This window comes from Pseudoalteromonas nigrifaciens, from assembly GCF_002221505.1.
In the GTDB taxonomy this organism is placed as follows: domain Bacteria; phylum Pseudomonadota; class Gammaproteobacteria; order Enterobacterales; family Alteromonadaceae; genus Pseudoalteromonas; species Pseudoalteromonas nigrifaciens.
Map to the genome: position 1 here is coordinate 785,076 of NZ_CP011036.1, position 18,998 is coordinate 804,073.

Below are 18,998 nucleotides of genomic sequence, written 5' to 3' on the forward strand. Positions count from 1 at the left end.
AATTCATTTTGAAGTTGTTTACTAAGTTATACGATATGGCTCTAGTGTGGGCTAAGCACCGTCATGCTGAGCGTTATTTAGCTGCAATGAGCTTTGCAGAGTCTGTGTTTTTTCCTGTCCCTCCTGATGTAATGCTGGCACCAATGTCGCTTGCTCAGCCTAAAAAAGCATGGCGGTTTGCAAGTTTTGCCACTATAGCGTCTGTTGTTGGTGGCATAGTAGGTTATTTACTCGGCTTTTGGTTATTTGAACCGGTTGTTGAGCCACTTATAGTACAAATGCACTGGCAAGATAAATTTGATATTGCACTTGATTGGTTTAAAAACTATGGCGTGTGGGTGGTGTTTATAGCGGGTTTTTCGCCTATTCCTTATAAAGTATTTACTATAGGAGCAGGGGTATTACAAATGGCATTTTTGCCGTTTTTAATTGCGTCTGCAGTAGGGCGAGGCGCTCGGTTCTTTTTAGTTGCTGCACTGATGAAGTGGGGCGGTGTTAAAATGGAGCAAAAATTACGTCAATACATTGAAGTGCTTGGATGGGCAGTTGTGCTTTTAATTGCAGTTGCATACATTTTATTACGTTAAGCACTATAAAATAATGTTATTAACATAAGGAGCTAAATACAGTGAATAAACAAATAAAATGTTATGTTGCTTTATTTATTAGTATTTTGCTCTTTGCTTGCTCGTCTAGCCATGTTCCGGCGCCTGTCAGTAGTTTAAATAATGATGTTAATAATTACGGCAGAAAAATTAACATTAATGGCGATAAATATACTGTTCAAAAAGGCGATACACTTTATTCAATTGCATTTAGTGCAGGCCAAGATGTTAGAACCTTAGCAAAAAATAATTCAATACCAGCACCTTACACAATATTCCCCGGGCAGAGTATTTCCTTTTCTGCCATAGCAAAAAAATACAAAAAGACAAAAAAATACACTCCTCCTATTAAAAAAGCCGCAAAAACTTCACAAAAAAATAACAATAAATCAAAGAAAGAGCTTGATAAGCCTAAACAACGAGGGTATGTTCAGAAACAAGCCAATAAAAAAATTAGTAACTCTAAGCATTTGTCGAGTAGTAAAGTGCAGTGGTTTTGGCCAGCAAAAGGCAAAATAACACAACGCTTTTCGAACAAGGAAAATGGCTACAAAGGCTTACAGATTGCTAATAAAAAAGGGGCTGCCGTTTTAGCCGCCGCACAAGGAACAGTGGTTTATGCGGGTAATGCGCTTCGAGGTTATGGTAGTTTAATTATTTTAAAACATAATGACGACTACTTGAGTGCTTATGCACACAACTCGAAACTACTTGTTAAAGAAAAACAGGAAGTTAAGGCTGGACAGAAAATAGCAGAGATAGGAAATACAGAATCTGCGGTAACGGCACTTCGTTTTGAAATTCGCTACCGAGGGCAAGCTGTAAATCCTGCTAAGTACCTTCCCTAATTTTTAAAGATATTGATAACTTGCTCAGGAGAAGTCTTATGGCTGATGCAGCAAAAGTTGATAAAAACACCCTCGTAGATAATAAATTAGATGAAACTGCTGTTGATGATGATTCAACACCGCTGCTTGAAGCTGTGGATGATGACGTTTTTGTCAAAGAAGAAGTCACTAAAAATTTAGATGCTACTCAGCTTTATTTAGGTGAAATTGGTTTTTCTCCGTTGTTAAGCGCTGAGGAAGAGGTGTTTTTTTCTCGTAAATCTTTAAAAGGGTGCGAAGCGTCTCGCAAGCGCATGATTGAAAGTAACTTGCGCCTTGTAGTAAAAATTGCTCGTCGTTATAACAACCGAGGTTTAGCGTTACTTGATTTAATTGAAGAGGGTAACTTAGGCTTAATTCGCGCCGTAGAGAAGTTTGATCCTGAGCGTGGCTTTCGATTTTCTACTTATGCAACATGGTGGATACGCCAAACGATAGAACGCGCCATTATGAATCAAACGCGCACTATTCGCTTGCCAATACATGTAGTAAAAGAACTTAACGTATATTTACGTACCGCGCGCGAGCTAACTCAAAAATTAGATCATGAACCAACCGCCGAAGAAATAGCAGCTTGTTTAGATAAGCCGGTTGAAGATGTCACCAAAATGCTGCGCTTGAATGAAAAAATAGCCTCGGTTGATATGCCGATCGGCGGCGAAAACGATACCGCTTTGCTCGATATTATTGCCGATGACAACAATGTTGGTCCTGAGGGCGAAGTACAAAATAACGATATGAATAAACACATTGTTGACTGGTTAGGAGAGCTAAACCCAAAGCAGCGTGAGGTATTAGCCCGTCGCTTTGGTTTATTAGGCTATGAGCCATCAACGCTTGAAGATGTTGGCCGCGAAATAGGGTTAACCCGTGAACGCGTTAGACAAATTCAGGTAGAAGCATTACGTCGCTTAAAAGATATTTTGCAACAAGAAGGCTTAAGTACAGAGAGTTTATTTGAGCACTTTGCGTAAGTTTTAATAAAGTACCATGTTATGTGTAAAAAAGCTGAAGGTTTTATTCTTCAGCTTTTTTTTGTTTGTAAATTAAAGAAGTGCTTTTAATTTATAGAGTAAATCGTGAGCTTGTCGCGGTGATAGATTATCAGGATCGATAGCCGTTAACTGCAATTCTACTTCAGAAGGGCTAATTTGTTGGGCTTGATTATTAAAGGTAAATGCTTGCTGCTCAATATTAGGCGCGGTGACACTTTGGTGATTTTCGAGTAGTTTAAGCTTTTGTTTTGCCTGATTTATTACAGACTTGGGTACGCCAGCAAGTGCAGCAACTTGTAAGCCAAAGCTTTTACTTGCTGCGCCATCAAGTACCGTGTGCATAAAGGCAATAGTGTCGTTATGCTCTATGGCATCAAGGTGCACATTTACCAGCCCAGGCGTTTGCTCTGCAAGCTCGGTTAACTCAAAGTAGTGGGTGGCAAACAAGGTTTTTGCTGATATTTTTGACGCTAAATGATCGGCAGTAGCATACGCAAGCGAAAGCCCATCGTAAGTGCTTGTTCCGCGGCCAATTTCATCCATTAATACCAAAGATTGCGCTGTGGCATTATTTAAAATCGTGGCGGTTTCGGTCATTTCTACCATAAAGGTAGAACGCCCTGAGGCGAGATCGTCACTTGCGCCAATGCGAGTAAATATACGGTCAATATTGCCTATTTTAGCGCTGTCTGCGGGTACGTAACTGCCAATATGAGCCATTAGCACTATAAGTGCAGTTTGGCGCATATAGGTTGATTTACCACCCATGTTTGGACCGGTAATTATTAACATTTTACGTTGTGCATTTAGCTCTACTGGGTTGGCAATAAAGGGTTCTTTCATTACTTGCTCAACCACAGGATGACGACCTTGTTTAATGCTTATGTTGTCGTTATCGCAAAGTATCGGCTTAGCGTAGTTAAGTGTAAGTGCACGCTCTGCTAAGTTATTTAGCACATCTAAGTCGGCAAGGGCGGCTGCCATTGTTTGTAATTGCTCAATATGCGGCGCAATAAATCTAAATAGCTCTTCGTAAAGCTGCTTTTCGAGCGCTAATGCTTTTGACTGGCTGCCAAGTACTTTGTCTTCGTGCTCTTTTAGCTCAGGAATAATATAGCGTTCATTATTTTTAAGTGTTTGGCGGCGAATATAATCGGCAGGCACTAAATGCGCATTGGCGCGACTAACTTCAATAAAAAAGCCGTGTACTCGGTTATAACCAATTTTAAGGGTGCTGATCCCTGTACGTGCACGCTCTCGTAACTCTAACTGATCAAGCACATCGGTTGCGCCTTTGCTTAAGTTACGCCATTCATCAAGCTCGCTGTTATAACCAGGGGCAATTACACCACCGTCGCGAATAAGTACCGGCGGGTTTTCGATTACTGCACGCTCTAATAGCGCTTGTAAATCAGGTAGCTCAGGCGATTGCTTAATAATGCTGGCAATGCGCGGATCGCTGGCATCGTTTAATAAAGTATGCAGCGGTGCAAGTGCTTGTAAGGCGCTACGCAAACGAGTTAAATCGCGAGGACGAGCAGTGCACAAAGCAAGGCGGGCAATAACACGTTCTACGTCGCCAATTTCTCTTAATGATTCGTGTAGCTCACCACAAAGCTGTACATCTAAAATTGCGCTAATAGCGTTTAACCGCGAGTTTAGCTCGTCTTTATTACGCACTGGGGTATGAATACGGCGCTTAAGTAAACGAGATCCCATAGGGGTTGCTGTTTTATCAAGTACTTGCGCTAGCGTGTTTTCAAATCCACCCGATAAATTAACGGTCAGCTCTAAATTTTTACGAGTAGCAGCATCTAAAATAACGGCATGCTCGTTGTGTTCAAGAGTAATGGCACGAATATGGGGTAATGCAATACGTTGAGTGTCTTTAACGTATTGCATTAAACAACCTGCGGCAACTAAGGCGCAGTGGGCTTTATCAACGCCAAAACCGACTAAATCTTTTGTACCAAATTGCTCACACAATAAATGCTGGGCGGTGTCTAAATCAAACTCCCACTCAGGGCGGCGACGCGCGCCTTTAATGTGCTCAATTAAATGAACATTTTCGAAGCTTTCGCTATACAGTAATTCTGCAGGGGCGAGGCGTTGAATAGTTGAAGTAAATGCCTCGTCGGTATTAACTTCTACAACGTTAAAACGACCCGAGTTAATATCAAGGTATGCAATGCCATAAGTACCATTTTTACTCTGCCATACGCTGGTAAGTAAGTTGTCTTGGCGCTCTTGCAGTAGGGCTTCATCAGAAATAGTACCTGGGGTGACAATACGCACCACTTTGCGATCAACAGGCCCTTTACTGGTAGCCGGATCGCCTACTTGTTCGCAAATAGCAACAGATTCGCCCATTTGCACTAAACGGGCTAAATAGTTTTCTACGGCATGATAAGGTACACCGGCCATAGGAATAGGATCGCCACCGGCTTTACCGCGCTGAGTTTGCGAAATATCGAGTAATTGAGCGGCGCGTTTTGCGTCATCAAAAAAGAGTTCATAAAAATCCCCCATCCGATAAAACAATAAAATATCGCGATGCTCTGATTTTATTTTTAGATACTGCTGCATCATAGGGGTTTGTTGTTTTATAGTGTGTGGAGCATAAAGATCAAACGACATGTATTTACCCAAAGGCTGAATATGGAATTACATCAAGAGATTAAAACACTTGCTGCGCAATTAGGCGCTATTTTAACGGATAAATGCTTATGGATCACTACTGCTGAGTCATGTACTGGTGGCGGGGTAAGTTATGCACTTACCGACACCCCTGGAAGCTCTGCCTATATTGACCGTGCATTTGTAACTTACAGTAACCAAGCAAAGCAAGATTTACTAAATGTAAGTGCCGCCACATTAACGCAATATGGGGCGGTAAGCGAGCAAACGGTGCGTGAGATGGCTTTAGGCGCAATTGCAGCAACTAATGCCGATATTGCGATTACTGTATCGGGTATTGCAGGCCCAGGAGGAGCAACCCCAGATAAGCCGGTAGGCTTAGTATGGTTTGGACTACACATTAACGACAAGCAGCTGGTATTTAAACAAGTATTTACCGGCGATAGAGCACAGGTTAGACTGCAAGCTATTGTATTTTCTTTAAAAACTATAATAGAGCAGATAAAATAATAAAATTAACTTGATACTGTGATTTCATACAGTATACTTGTCGCATTAGCTGGATTTGGAGAGTAAAATGAACGATAACAAACAAAAAGCGTTGGACGCGGCTTTATCACAAATTGAACGTCAATTTGGTAAAGGCTCAATTATGAAATTGGGTGATAACAAAGCGTTAAACATTGAATCTGTATCTACAGGCTCATTAGGTATCGATATTGCCTTAGGCATAGGTGGCTTACCTATGGGGCGTATTGTAGAAGTATATGGTCCTGAGTCGTCTGGTAAAACAACGCTTACTTTGCAAGTTATCGCTGAAGCACAAAAAGAAGGCAAAACATGTGCCTTTATTGATGCTGAGCATGCTCTTGATCCAGTTTATGCACAAAAGCTTGGTGTAAACATAGATGAGCTTTTTGTATCGCAACCAGATACTGGCGAACAAGCACTCGAAATTTGTGACATGCTAGTACGCTCAAGCGCGGTTGACGTAGTTATTATTGACTCGGTTGCAGCACTTACACCAAAAGCTGAAATTGAAGGCGACATGGGCGACTCGCACATGGGCTTACAAGCACGTTTAATGTCGCAAGCATTACGTAAGCTAACAGGTAATATTAAACGCTCGAACACCTTATGTATTTTCATTAACCAAATCCGTATGAAGATTGGTGTAATGTTTGGTAACCCAGAAACAACAACGGGTGGTAACGCACTTAAGTTTTACGCATCGGTACGTATTGATATTCGTCGTATTGGTTCGGTAAAAGAAGGCGATGAGGTTGTTGGTAACGAAACCCGGGTTAAAATTGTTAAAAACAAAGTAGCACCGCCATTTAAGCAAGCCGAATTTATCATTATGTATGGTGAAGGTATTTCTAAACAAGGCGAGCTAATTGACTTAGGTGTGAAGCACAAAATTGTTGAAAAAGCAGGTGCTTGGTACAGTTACTGTGGTAATAAAGTTGGCCAAGGTAAGTCTAATTCAATTAAGTTTTTAAAAGAAAACCCAGAAATCGCAGACGAAATTGAAGGCAAGTTACGCGAAATGCTTTTACTTAAAGCAACTATTGAACCAGACGATGGTGAAGATAAGTTAGGCGATGAAGCTGACCTTTAAGCAGTATTAAATATTTAAGCTTGATTTGACCCGAGCTTTAAAGCAGCGCTAACCAGTAATGGTTAGCGCTTTTTTTTGGTTTAAATTTACAACTGCCAATTTACAGATAGAGCGTAGTTACGCGGTGCACCATAGTAACCTTGAGCCCAATATAGGCTGTGTAAGTATTTTTCACCTGTGGTGTTATTAATATTAAAAGTAACGCCTATATTTTCACTCAATTTATAGGTTGCCATTAAATCAAGTAATCCGTAGGCATTTTGCTTTGTAGTCACGCTTGCGATTTTGTTAGTATCTTTGACTTGGACTCGGCTTGTTGAATCTTGCCAGCGATAATTTGCACCAAACGATAAACCATCAATGAAAGGAACTTGATAGATTGCTGCAACCTTGAGTTGATTCTCAGGGGTGTAATCTTTTACTGTGTCATCGCCATCAATGCTTAAATTACTAAAGCTAATGCTTGCACTCAAGTCATCTGTAAACTTACCGCTTAGCTCTACTTCAAAACCATTACTGTTAATACCATCCGCTGCGTAGTAACGAGTATCGTCGGGTAATGAGTTAGGTATAGCGATAGCAAGGCCATCTTGTTTTGTATCAAAGTAAGCAAGTGTTACAAAAACTTGCTCGTCTAAAAGCTGGGCTTTAACACCTAGTTCGCTACTTTTACCTGTAATAGGTGCAAGTTGGTTGGCATTTATATCAAGCTCCTTTTGCGGCACAAATGTTTCTGTGTAGCTTGCATAAGCCGATAAAGACTCGTTAAAGTCATACACAGTGCCAATGTAGGGTATTAGCTGTGAATCACTTTGTGTTTGCGCAACGCCATAAGCTGTGCCTGTTGTTTTCCAATCAGTGTAACGCACGCCAGCTAGTAGGCTTAAAGGTTCGCTTAATTTGATACGAGTAGAAATATAAGCAGATTTTTGCTCATTAGTTATATTGCTACCATTTACACTATCTGTAAGTGTTGCTTGTGGTATTACACCATCCCATGTTTTAAGTGACGGCATTGCCGGAAAACCATTCCCTGTAGTGTAATCGTAAAGAGATTGCTCGGTGTAATCCATTTTTGCTTGGCTAACACCCAATGACAAGTCGTGCTCTTGGCCAAATAAATCAAATTTACCACTCGCATATAGATCAAATAAGTCGTGCTTATCGCTATAATCATAACGGCTTGCGTAACCGGTTAAGCCAAGTTCGGTGTCTTTATCAGGGGTACCGTATACATAAAATAATTCAGAGTCTTGCTCGTTTTCAACATGAGCGTAACGCGCTTTAGCCACCCATGTTGCTGATAAATTTTGTTCAAGCGTTACATATACTTGCTCGGCACTGTTATCCCAGTAAGACCAGTCAGCCGCAGTGCTAGTTGATTCGTCATAGTCTGTTGGTGTGCCATCGGTATAATAAAGTGGTAGTGCACCCCAAAGTGGGCTATCGGCATCTTTTTGTTGATTAACGTAGTTAACACTTAGCAGGGTGTTATCGGTTAACTTTCCCTCGTAGGCTAAATAAATAACGGTTTTATCTGTTTCGTAGCGATCTAGATATGAGTCGGCTTTTTGTTTGGTAAATACAGCTCTAACAGCATGCTCTTCATTAATAGGCGTTGATACATCTAAATCTAAGCGTTTTTTATTCCATGAACCGTACGAAACAGATGCATTAGCTTGGGTTGTGTAAGTTGGTTTTTTTAGCACCATATTTACAGTAGCAGAAGGGTTACCTGTACCTGTCATTAAACCGTTCGCGCCACGAACTATTTCTACACGGTCGTAAATTGAGGTATCAAGGCTGCCTTGAATTGATCCCGAGCTTTGTGGAATACCTAAACCATTAACTTGAAAATTTGTAATATCAAAGCCACGGGCTTTAAAATAAGTACGATCGGTTTCTATTTGCTCTACCGTTACACCCGGCGTGCTTTCTAGCACTGCGTTTATATCATCGAGTGAAAAATCATCCATTAAAGCGCGAGAAACAACTGAAATAGACTGCGGAGTTTCTTTTATGGTTAAACCTAGTTTGGTTGCCGATTGTGCTTCTTCGGTAATATAGTTTTTATGATGTTGACCATACACAGCAATCTTTTCAATTTGCTGCTCGCTTTTATCGTTTTTTGCAAATGCATGCCCAGATAAAATTAAAGAGGTAATAAGGCTTAGTTTAGATAAACGCAAAACTTTAGAGGACGACATGGTGTTTTCCAAAAGGTTCAAAAATAAAGCGCTTAACTTAATCTAAATGATATTGATTTGCAATTGCGTTATTGGTTTTTATTTATAACAATTTGTACTATAGGGATTAATAAAGAGTGATGAAGTTGATAAAACAGATGATGCTTATAAATTAATTAACAAAAAAAAGCGGCCAAAGCCGCTCAAGGAAGTAAACTATGTACGCTTAAAATGCATACTTAACCGAGAATTGTAAACGGTCCATATCGCCATCGTTACCGCTTTCAAGCTCGCGCTCGGCATGCTTAAACTCAGCACCAAAAGTTAAGCGTTTAACTGGTGAATATAAAATGTTAGCACTGTAGCTTTGGCTTGATTTAGTTGGATCGACTGTAAGGGCGAGTAAGTCTGTGTTGTTATCAGCACTGAAAAATGAATATAAGAAAGTTGAACGCCATTGGCTATTCCACTTATGCTGATACGCTACAAAGCCAGAAGTTGAATCAATAGCATCTAAATCATCGCCATTGAGTACTGCACCATGGGCTACATTAACACCAACATAACGGCCTAAGCCTTTACCTTGTGTAAGCATAAACTTAAAGTTGTCTTCGCCTAGTTTAACCATACCCGATGCACTAACACCAAATGATGTTTCATCGGCATCAATAGCACCTACTTTATAAGTAAGTTGACGGGCAAGTGCAGCAACTACTAAATTACCCCAGTCAGCTTTATGGGTATAACGTGCAGTAAAGTCAGGAAGTGAAGCATCGTCGGTTACAGCCATACCGCCGCCAGCAGTAGTAATGGTGCTTTCTGGGTTTTCTAATGAGAAAGACCAAGCGCCAGTAGTGTATTTAACTTGAGTTTGGCGTACAAACACTGTGCCCTCTGCTGGGCCTATAAAATCAAGTGCTTCAGGTAGTGCGCCAACGTTTTGAAAGTTAGACCATGTTTGGCCAAATAACCAACCATCGTAGCTAATAAATGCATGACGTACACGTGGAGCGTAAGAGTTAGATACACGCTCGTTACCACCAGGGGCTGAAGCTAAAAAGTCGATTTCAATTTTGGTGTTAATGGTTTTGCCATTATCAAGTAATGTAGCTGTACCAAAGTTAAAACGAGATTCACGGGCATGCATATCAAATACAGCGTCAGAGCTATTGTCTGGGCCTACAGTCACTGTGCTCGGTACGTAAAAGTCACGACCCACGTTAGTGCCCGCTGGTGCGCCTGCAGAATAGTCACTCCACATAGCATCTAATTTAATGTATCCGCCGTAAGTAAATTCAGTATCTCCAACTTTTGCTGCAGTGGCTGCATAAGCTGTGCTTGAAAGTGCACATAGTACAGCACTTGCTGCAAGTGTTTTTAATGGGGTAAATTTCATTGTTGCGTCCTTTATAGGCTACGTGTTGATTATTGCTTTTTATTTAGAGTGTATTAATAGCGAGAGTATTACTTACGAATAAAAGTTAATTTAAAGATTTTTTATTCGTTAAATAAAAATTAAAGCTAATTAATGCAAATATTATAATACTTAGGTGAAACACTTTTAAATATGTACACTATTTACTCAATCATCTATTAGTCTATAAGACTAAGGTGTAATGATTACAATGTGATTATTTACTTACATTTAACATCATGTATTATTTATGTAAAAGTAATAAATAGCGCAGCGATTATAAACAACAAATTAGTAATTAGAATAGCTTTACAACTAAGGTCTAATACTTAATAGCGCATTGCTGAGTAATCCTTGAGAAAAGCCTAAGGCAAGTAATTTAAATGGAGACCAAGATGTCAAAAAATATCTATCCAGTTCCTACGCATATTAAAAACACAGCTCTCGTCGATAACGATAAATATAATAAAATGTATAAACACTCGATTGATGATCCACAAAGTTTTTGGGCTGAACACGGTAAGCGCCTTGATTGGTTTACTCCTTATTCTAAAGTAAAAAATACCACCTTTGATAAAGGCCACATAAATATTAAGTGGTATGAAGATGGCTACCTTAATGCATCGTATAACTGTATTGACCGCCACTTAAAAACAAAAGCCAATAAAGTAGCGCTTATATGGGAGGGCGATAACCCATCGCAAAGCGAGCATATTACTTATCAAAAGTTACATGATGAAGTAGCAAAGTTTGCTAATGGTTTAAAAAAGCTGGGCGTACAAAAAGGTGATCGCGTCGCTATTTATATGCCAATGAGCCCACAAGCTATTTACGCAATGCAAGGGTGTGCACGTATTGGTGCTATTCACTCAGTTATATTTGGTGGTTTTTCACCCTCTGCGATTGCCGATCGTATTAAGGATTCGGGCGCAAAAGTGGTTATTACTTCAGACGAAGGACGCCGTGCTGGTAACTGCGTGCCACTTAAAGCAAACGTTGACGAAGCTGTGTTGCAAGAGTCTGTAACAAGTATAGAGCATGTTATTGTGCACCAACTTACCGGTGGCGATGTTGATTGGCACGACCATGATATATGGTGGCACGATTTAGTAGCAGGCGAAGAGCCTGTGTGCGAGCCTGAGGTAATGAACGCTGAAGACCCGTTATTTATTTTATACACCTCAGGGTCAACAGGTCAGCCAAAAGGAGTGGTGCATACCACGGGTGGTTATTTAGTTTATGCATCGATGACGCACGAATATATATTTGATGTAAAAGAGGACGATGTTTTTTGGTGTAGCGCCGATGTAGGTTGGATCACCGGGCACAGTTATATTGCTTATGGTCCGCTGGTAAATGGTTGTACCCAAGTTGTATTTGAAGGTGTACCTACTTACCCAACCGCAGGGCGTATGGGCGAAGTTGTTGATAAACACGGTGTTACTATTTTATATACCGCGCCTACCGCTATTCGTGCCTTAATGGCAAAAGGCGATGAGCCTGTAGCGTCATCTCATCGTAATAGTTTACGAATTTTAGGATCGGTTGGTGAGCCAATTAACCCTGAAGCATGGAACTGGTATTACGAGCAAATAGGTAAGTCAAATTGCCCTATCGTTGATACCTGGTGGCAAACAGAAACGGGTGGCATTATGATCACCCCATTACCAGGTGCTACCGATTTAAAACCAGGCTCTGCAACGCGTCCATTTTTTGGTATTGCGCCGGCAATATTTGACGCTGAGGGTAATACGCTTGAAGGTGAAGCTGATGGTAACTTAGTTATTTTAGATAGCTGGCCATCGCAAGCACGTACTATTTATGGCGATCATGAACGTTTTGAACAAACTTACTTTTCTACCTACCCAGGTGTGTATTTTTGTGGCGATGGCTGTCGTCGTGACGAAGATGGTTATTATTGGATCACTGGTCGCGTAGATGATGTACTTAATATTTCGGGGCATCGTTTAGGCACTGCTGAAATAGAAAGCGCACTGGTTGCACACCCAGCAGTAGCTGAAGCCGCTGTAGTAGGTTATCCGCATGATATTAAAGGCCAAGGTATTTATGTTTACATTACCCCTAACGAAGGTATAACGGTAAGCGATGAGTTAACCAAAGAAATTCGTAACTGGGTTCGTAAAGAGTTAAGCCCAATTGCGTCACCCGATATGATTCAGTGGTCACCAGGGTTACCAAAAACGCGTTCTGGTAAAATAATGCGTCGAATTTTACGTAAAATTGCGGCCAACGAGCACGAACAACTAGGTGATACATCAACACTTGCCGATCCATCTGTGGTTGATGAGTTAATTGAAAATCGATTAAATCGTTAAATGCGCGTTAAAAGCTTGATTACAAGTTGATTCTAAACGTAGTATATCGGCTGTGCTCTACTAGATAGGGCACAGCCGAATTTATTAGGAGTGAACCATGAGTCAGTTTTTAATAGCGGACGACCATCCGTTATTTCGTGAAGCACTAAAGGGTGCACTAACTGTAAAATTTGACGATTTAGAAGTATTTGAATCATCTGATTTTGACAGTACATTGCAGGTGTTAAGCGAGCAAGAAGATCTTGATATATTACTGCTGGATTTACACATGCCAGGTAATGGTGATTTATACGGCCTTATTCGTATTAGAGAAGACTATCCTAGTTTACCTATTGCGGTAGTTTCGGGAAGTGAAGACGCTAATATTGTATCTAAAGTAATGGGTTACGGCGCAATGGGGTTTATTCCTAAGTCATCATCATCAGATGATATTGCCAATGCAATTAATCAAATACTCGAAGGCGATACTTGGTTACCAACAGAATTAAAAAATAAAGTCGCCGAAATTCAAGGCGAAGACCGAGAAATTGCAGCGCAAGTTGCCTCACTTACCCCACAACAATACCGTGTTTTACAATACCTGCACGAAGGTTTGCTAAATAAGCAAATAGCGTATGAGTTACATATTTCAGAAGCCACTGTAAAAGCGCATATTACCGCCATATTTAGAAAGCTTGGCGTATATAACCGCACACAAGCGGTATTAATTGCTGCAAAACTACAATTAGCACCTATAGAGCAAATATAAAACCATGCATAGAATAGAGGCACAAAGCCTCTTTTTTAGTCTTATTTACGCTTATATACGCAATTATCACAAGCCATTCACCTTTATTACATGATCTCCTATAAAAATAATGCTAGCTTACGGGCATTTTATAATTAAGAGAACATGGTATGTCAGACTCTTTAGACTCCAAGGCCCAAAGTAGTAATGAAAGCGCAAATAAAGGCTGGTTTAACCGCTTTTTAGCCGGCGTAGAATTTTTAGGCAATATGCTACCGCATCCCATCACCTTATTTGCAATATTTTGTATCGTAATTGTTGTATTTAGTGGAGTGGCGGATTGGTTTGGCCTAAGTGCAATCGATCCTCGACCTGAGGGCTCGCCTGGGCGCGAACCCGATGGTGTTATTGAAGTAGTGAGCTTACTTAGTGCCGAGGGATTACAGCGTATTGTAACTGGCTTGGTAACTAACTTTACCAGCTTTGCACCACTGGGCACGGTACTGGTAGCTTTACTTGGTGTGAGTGTTGCTGAGCACTCAGGACTGCTGTCGGCAGCAATGCGCGGCATGGTAATGGGCGCATCAAAGCGGTTAGTGACCTTTATGGTGGTGTTTGCCGCTATTTTATCTAATACCGCCTCTGAGCTGGGCTATGTGGTACTTATTCCATTAGCTGCAATGATATTCCATAGTTTAGGGCGTCATCCATTAGCGGGCTTAGCAGCGGCGTTTGCTGGGGTGTCGGGTGGTTATAGTGCTAACTTATTATTAGGCACAATAGATCCCTTACTGGCAGGCATTACCACACCAGCGGCGCAAATGATCGACCCAACTTACCAAGTAGGCGCAGAAGCTAACTGGTATTTTATGATGGTGTCGGTGTTTTTAATTGCGATTTTAGGCACCTTAGTTACTGAAAAAATTGTTGAACCACGTTTAGGTAAATATAATCCTGAAGAGGCCAGTGCTGATCTTGCACAAAATAATATTGCCGCGTTAACGGCCAAAGAAAAGTCGGGTTTAAAGTGGGCAGGGGTGTCGTTATTAGTTGTATCGCTGCTACTTGCATGGACCATAGTGCCAGCCGATGGCATTTTACGTAACCCCGAAACCGGATTAGTAGCCCACTCGCCCTTTTTGAAAGGCATAGTGGTGTTTATTTTTGTAACCTTTGGTATTCCGGGCTTTGTATATGGGCGCGTTGTTGGCACTATGAAAAACGACAAAGACGTAATTAATGCGATGAGCAAAAGTATGAGCTCAATGGGCATGTATATTGTGCTAGTGTTTTTTGCTGCGCAATTTGTCGCGTTTTTTAAATGGACCAATTTAGGCACTATTTTAGCAATTAACGGTGCTGCATTACTGCAAGCTTTAAACTTAACTGGCCCCGAAGTTTTTGTATTATTTATATTAATGTGTGCATTGGTTAACTTAAGCTTAGGGTCGTCTTCGGCGCAATGGGCTGTTACCGCGCCTATTTTTGTACCTATGCTAATGTTAGTTGGTTACGCGCCAGAGACCATTCAGGCGGCTTATCGTATAGGTGACTCGGTTACTAACTTAATAACGCCAATGATGAGCTATTTTGGCTTGATCCTCGCTGTCGCAGCTAAGTACAAAAAAGATATGGGTATAGGCACACTGGTAGCCACTATGTTGCCATACAGTATGATATTTTTTGTTGGTTGGGTTGTTTTGTTTTATTTATGGGTATTTGTATTGGGTATGCCAGTAGGGCCAGGATCACCCACTTATTACACGCCTTAATAGTACCTGGGTAATACAATAAGTATTATTTAATCGTTTAAAAATGCCAGCATAATTTGCTGGCATTTTTGTTTTACGAAAACACCACGGTTTTATTACCGTTAATAAATAGCTTATGCTCAGAGGCAAGTTGTAGCGCTTTACAAAATACTGTTTTTTCTACATCTTTACCCATATTGGCCATCATTTTTGCAGTTTCTGCGTGGGTTACAGGCGTAACATCTTGCAAAATAATAGGCCCTTCGTCTAACTCGTTATTGACAAAGTGAGCTGTGGCTCCAATGATTTTTACGCCACGTTCAAATGCTTGATGATAAGGTTTTGCACCAATAAAAGCGGGTAAGAACGAGTGATGAATATTAATAATTTTGCCCTCAAAGCGTTGTACAAACTCAGGGCTTAAAATACGCATATATTTAGCTAAACCAATAATGTCAGGGTTATAGCTGGCAATTAAATCGCCTACTTGTTGATCGTGTTCGCTGCGTGTTAATCCCTCATGAGAGATAACATGAAAAGGGACATTAAGCCCTTTAGCAAGCGGCTCTAAAATAGGGTAGTTTGCTATAACGGCTTGCACTTCAATATTTAGCGCTTGTTCGAATTGCTTTAATAATACGCCACCTAAGCAATGTGCTTCTTTAGTAGCAAGTAACACAACTTTAGTTTTTGTACCATTGTGTAAAGCCACTTTAGCGTCTGCAGGTAGTATTTCGCGTAGTAGTGGTAAAAAGTTACTTTGTGGCTCACCAGTGAGCTCTGTACGCATAAAAAAGCGTTTAGCGTCTTTGTCTACAAATTCATTATTACGTGTAATATTTAAATTATGCTGGTGGCAAAGCCCGGTGATTTTGGCTATTAGCCCTACATCATCGGCGCATTGTGTGGTTAGTATGTAGCTCATTCTCTCATTCTTACCCAATTATAGATTGCTTTATTATTTGCGTTTTAGCGCATAAAGCAAGGGCTTTGTGTGTTGTTACAAGGTTTAATTTAGAACAAGCATGACATTAAAGTGAGCAAAGTTAACTGGGGTTTAAAAAGGTATAGTTGCTGTTAAAAATGCCACTGATTGCCAGTGGCATTGATATATAATTAAGTTACCGTGTTATGACTTGGTTTCTGAGGCTAAATCATCTTGTTGTCTGATAAAGCCGGCGGCTTCTTCATCATTTTTTGTAATTGCGCTTTGTTGTGTTGGCATAGCGCGTGTTTGCTGATTAAGCTGATGAATTTGCGACGCGTTACCTAAATCACGCTCACTGGTAATTGAGGCTATTGACTCACGATCTTTTAAGAACGCAATCACATCGTTTTTAATTGCTTGTAACTGACCTTCGTCTTTGTGCATTTCCATAATATGGCGTGGATGCTCAAGATTTTTCATACCTGTTGCTGCAAAAGTGGTGGTTACTATTCGCGAAACAATAACCCAAGGGGTAATGCTGCTACGTACTAAGGTGTTTTCAGAGCGAGTGCTGTCGTGAATACCTGTACCGGTTGATATTTTAGACTCAGTAAATGTACCTTCACATTTAAAATAGACCAGAAGTGATTCAAATTGCATTTCAGCAAAAAACAAATGTGCATTGCTACTTAATAGCTGAGCAAAGGCTTTAATTAATACACCTATCAGTAATAAGTGTACGCTTGCCATTACTAGCTCGCTGATAGGTGAAATATGACGATTATTAAGTGCTTGCTCTATTGAATTGATATTTGCGCTATCAATATAACGATAAATATCGATGAAAGAGTAGGCTAATAATACCGTGAAAATAAGCGCGATTAAATACAGAAAATTACCACTAAGTAGCGCCAATAATCTAGCCATACTAAAACCTTTACCTAAATCTAGCTCATGTAGTTTAGGTTGTATTTCTTGAATTATTTCTCCTTTAAAGCCGCCTTTACCTTCTACTTGCTCTTGCAGTTGTGGGTTGAGCTCGCGGTATACGCGATTAGGCACTTCTTTATAACGACGGTTAGCCATTACTAGGTTATCTAAATTAATAAAAATTTCAGTAGGGTGTACAGATTCTTGCCAGTTTTCGCGCAGCTCAGATACCTCAGTGCTTGGTGTTATGGTATTTAATCGTGCTTTTAACATAGTAAAAACCAGTGCGCAGCTCAAGGTGGCTAAAATAATAATAGCGACTAAATACATGCCCGCATGTAGGTTGGGTAATTGTTCAAACCAAACATCTATTTGCGCTTTACTAATGTGTTGTTCTTGCATTAACCACGACATAGAAAGGCCAATAATAATGGGTAAAATAAACGATAGCGAAATAATTTTAGCCAGTGCACCACCACCAAGTGGTTCAATTTCTCTTGCAGCATTGCGAGTGGTTGGTTTACCTGCCGAGCGCCATGAGAACAATACATAAAACATTAAAATGCTACTGTATATGGGAAATGCTAATTCGCCTGCTTCACCGGTAAAGCCCGACAAAGATACAAAAGCTACCAGTCCATACGCAATAAGTGCCACAAAGGTACTTACCCATGAGCCAAATAATTGCTGGGCAATATTACGCATCGGGTAGGGTAAAAACATTAGTTTAGGAATAAGGCTATGCAACAAGCGAGATAAAAAGCCTTTAGGCTCTTTAAAAGTAATATTTTTACGACCCATAAGCATTTCTTCTAGTTCTTGGTCGTTATAGGCAACTTCTTTTTTTTCTTCTTTTGCGGTAGAGCTTTGCGATTTACTGTAGTTATAAGCCAGAGACGTAGGGTGATTACGGCCAACAAAGTATTTTAGTGTGGCATAAATACCTGCTGAGAGTGAAGCAATGCCAAACCCTAAAATAATCATCCCAAAAAGCATCAAGATCCACCCAGCAGTTGCATCTTCTTTAACTAACCCTGCAGCAACAACAAGCAGCGTAATGCCGGTAATTGACTCTATAACACCTCTTAGTGCGGTTACTTTACCTTCAAGCTTGAAGGGGTTTTTAAGTCCAAGATCAATCGATCCATAATCAAAAGCCATTGAATATTCCTTTATAAAAGAATTTTATTGGGAGAAATAAGTGTAATAATCAATTTATGTTTATTACACTTATTTATTAGTTTTAGCATTATAAGCTTGGTTTAAGCAAATAGCCTGAAATGTTAAGCGTTTATTATTGCAGCATAAAGGTTTCGTATTCTAAATCTTCAAACTGTTTAGATAACCAAAACAAACCCACAACCGAGCTAATAATAGTTGCAAATGCAAAGCCATAGCCATAAAACTGTGGTCCAAGTGCAACCGATAAATAGGTAAAAACAACATTTACGACTAAAAATATTGCAGCGAGTACCAGTACAGTAAAACGTTTATCTAAATAAAATAAAATATTGAGTATTGATAAAAAGATAACCTGTACACCCACACCCACTACATCGATAAATAATAAGGTTTTGTAGTTAGGATCTATGCCTATAAAAGTGAGTGTTTGCTCACCCCAAAGTAATAAGCAAGCTACAGTAATACCCTGAATTTTAAATATATCGTATAAACCACCTTGAGCAGTTTGTATCATATTATCTTTTAATAAATAAATTTCATTTAAAGAGGCACCTTCGCGTATTGCAGTGTAAAAACGGTCGTACTCCTCTACAAAGTCGGTTTCCATTCTTACTAAAAACACGGCCATACCAGGAATAATAGACAAGTAGGCTAAAAATATGGGTAAGTCGTAAATAGGACTTGCCCTGAGAGTGCCGATAATTTCTATTGAAGTACTAGGAGAGTACCAAAAAATAATTTTATCAGCCCAAACACCTATATTGTAAAACAAGCCACAAAAGAACAGGCTATAATACTA

14 protein-coding genes are annotated in these 18,998 nt (G+C 40.1%); 8 read left to right on the forward strand and 6 right to left on the reverse strand.

From position 1 onward, the window contains the following. Positions 1 to 8: 8 nt before the first annotated feature. Genes PNIG_RS03705 through rpoS form a run of 3 tightly spaced genes read left to right on the forward strand, consistent with a single transcriptional unit; the run spans position 9 to position 2,466 of the window. Positions 9 to 587, forward strand: a complete 579-nt coding sequence (locus PNIG_RS03705) for a YqaA family protein (protein ID WP_041454351.1) — start codon at positions 9 to 11, stop codon at positions 585 to 587. Between the two features lie 41 nt (positions 588 to 628). After that, positions 629 to 1,453: a peptidoglycan DD-metalloendopeptidase family protein gene (locus PNIG_RS03710; protein WP_089367832.1), complete on the forward strand. Its 825-nt coding sequence runs from the start codon at positions 629 to 631 to the stop codon at positions 1,451 to 1,453. Positions 1,454 to 1,491: 38 nt separating this feature from the next. Continuing rightward, on the forward strand, positions 1,492 to 2,466 hold the full coding sequence (rpoS, locus tag PNIG_RS03715; protein WP_011327388.1) for an RNA polymerase sigma factor RpoS: 975 nt from the start codon (positions 1,492 to 1,494) through the stop codon (positions 2,464 to 2,466). A gap of 72 nt (positions 2,467 to 2,538) precedes the next feature. Here rpoS and mutS read toward each other — a convergent pair whose 3' ends face one another. After that, positions 2,539 to 5,124 (reverse strand): DNA mismatch repair protein MutS, encoded by a 2,586-nt coding sequence (mutS, locus tag PNIG_RS03720; RefSeq protein ID WP_089367833.1) that lies wholly within the window; start codon positions 5,122 to 5,124, stop codon positions 2,539 to 2,541. A 21-nt stretch (positions 5,125 to 5,145) separates the two neighbouring features. On the opposite strand from mutS, the gene PNIG_RS03725 reads away from it, so the two are divergent. Further along, complete coding sequence (locus tag PNIG_RS03725; protein ID WP_041454352.1) at positions 5,146 to 5,634, forward strand: CinA family protein; 489 nt, start codon at positions 5,146 to 5,148, stop codon at positions 5,632 to 5,634. 67 nt (positions 5,635 to 5,701) lie between these two features. Further along, complete coding sequence (gene recA, locus PNIG_RS03730; protein WP_011327391.1) at positions 5,702 to 6,745, forward strand: recombinase RecA; 1,044 nt, start codon at positions 5,702 to 5,704, stop codon at positions 6,743 to 6,745. A gap of 86 nt (positions 6,746 to 6,831) precedes the next feature. Here the strand turns inward: recA and PNIG_RS03735 are convergent, their stop codons facing one another. Together PNIG_RS03735 and PNIG_RS03740 are read right to left on the reverse strand one after the other, a co-directional pair. Further along, positions 6,832 to 8,952: a TonB-dependent siderophore receptor gene (locus tag PNIG_RS03735; RefSeq protein ID WP_089367834.1), complete on the reverse strand. Its 2,121-nt coding sequence runs from the start codon at positions 8,950 to 8,952 to the stop codon at positions 6,832 to 6,834. Between the two features lie 205 nt (positions 8,953 to 9,157). After that, positions 9,158 to 10,327, reverse strand: coding sequence for a DcaP family trimeric outer membrane transporter (locus tag PNIG_RS03740; RefSeq protein WP_089367835.1), 1,170 nt, complete (start codon positions 10,325 to 10,327; stop codon positions 9,158 to 9,160). Between the two features lie 413 nt (positions 10,328 to 10,740). On the opposite strand from PNIG_RS03740, the gene acs reads away from it, so the two are divergent. From acs to PNIG_RS03755, 3 genes are all read left to right on the forward strand, one after another. Further along, complete coding sequence (gene acs / locus PNIG_RS03745; protein ID WP_089367836.1) at positions 10,741 to 12,681, forward strand: acetate--CoA ligase; 1,941 nt, start codon at positions 10,741 to 10,743, stop codon at positions 12,679 to 12,681. Between the two features lie 97 nt (positions 12,682 to 12,778). Next, positions 12,779 to 13,429, forward strand: coding sequence for a LuxR C-terminal-related transcriptional regulator (locus tag PNIG_RS03750; RefSeq protein ID WP_011327396.1), 651 nt, complete (start codon positions 12,779 to 12,781; stop codon positions 13,427 to 13,429). Positions 13,430 to 13,578: 149 nt separating this feature from the next. Continuing rightward, positions 13,579 to 15,180, forward strand: a complete 1,602-nt coding sequence (locus PNIG_RS03755) for an AbgT family transporter (RefSeq protein WP_011327397.1) — start codon at positions 13,579 to 13,581, stop codon at positions 15,178 to 15,180. Between the two features lie 73 nt (positions 15,181 to 15,253). Here PNIG_RS03755 and purU read toward each other — a convergent pair whose 3' ends face one another. The 3 genes from purU to pelG all read right to left on the reverse strand — a co-directional run bounded on the left by purU (position 15,254) and on the right by pelG (position 18,986). Next, a complete protein-coding gene (gene purU / locus PNIG_RS03760; protein WP_011327398.1) occupies positions 15,254 to 16,084 on the reverse strand; it encodes a formyltetrahydrofolate deformylase in 831 nt (276 codons plus the stop codon). Positions 16,085 to 16,288: 204 nt separating this feature from the next. Beyond that, positions 16,289 to 18,178 (reverse strand): hypothetical protein, encoded by a 1,890-nt coding sequence (locus PNIG_RS03765; RefSeq protein ID WP_089367837.1) that lies wholly within the window; start codon positions 18,176 to 18,178, stop codon positions 16,289 to 16,291. A gap of 133 nt (positions 18,179 to 18,311) precedes the next feature. Beyond that, on the reverse strand, positions 18,312 to 18,986 hold the full coding sequence (gene pelG / locus PNIG_RS03770; protein ID WP_255319069.1) for an exopolysaccharide Pel transporter PelG: 675 nt from the start codon (positions 18,984 to 18,986) through the stop codon (positions 18,312 to 18,314). Between the last annotated feature and the right edge of the window lie 12 nt (positions 18,987 to 18,998).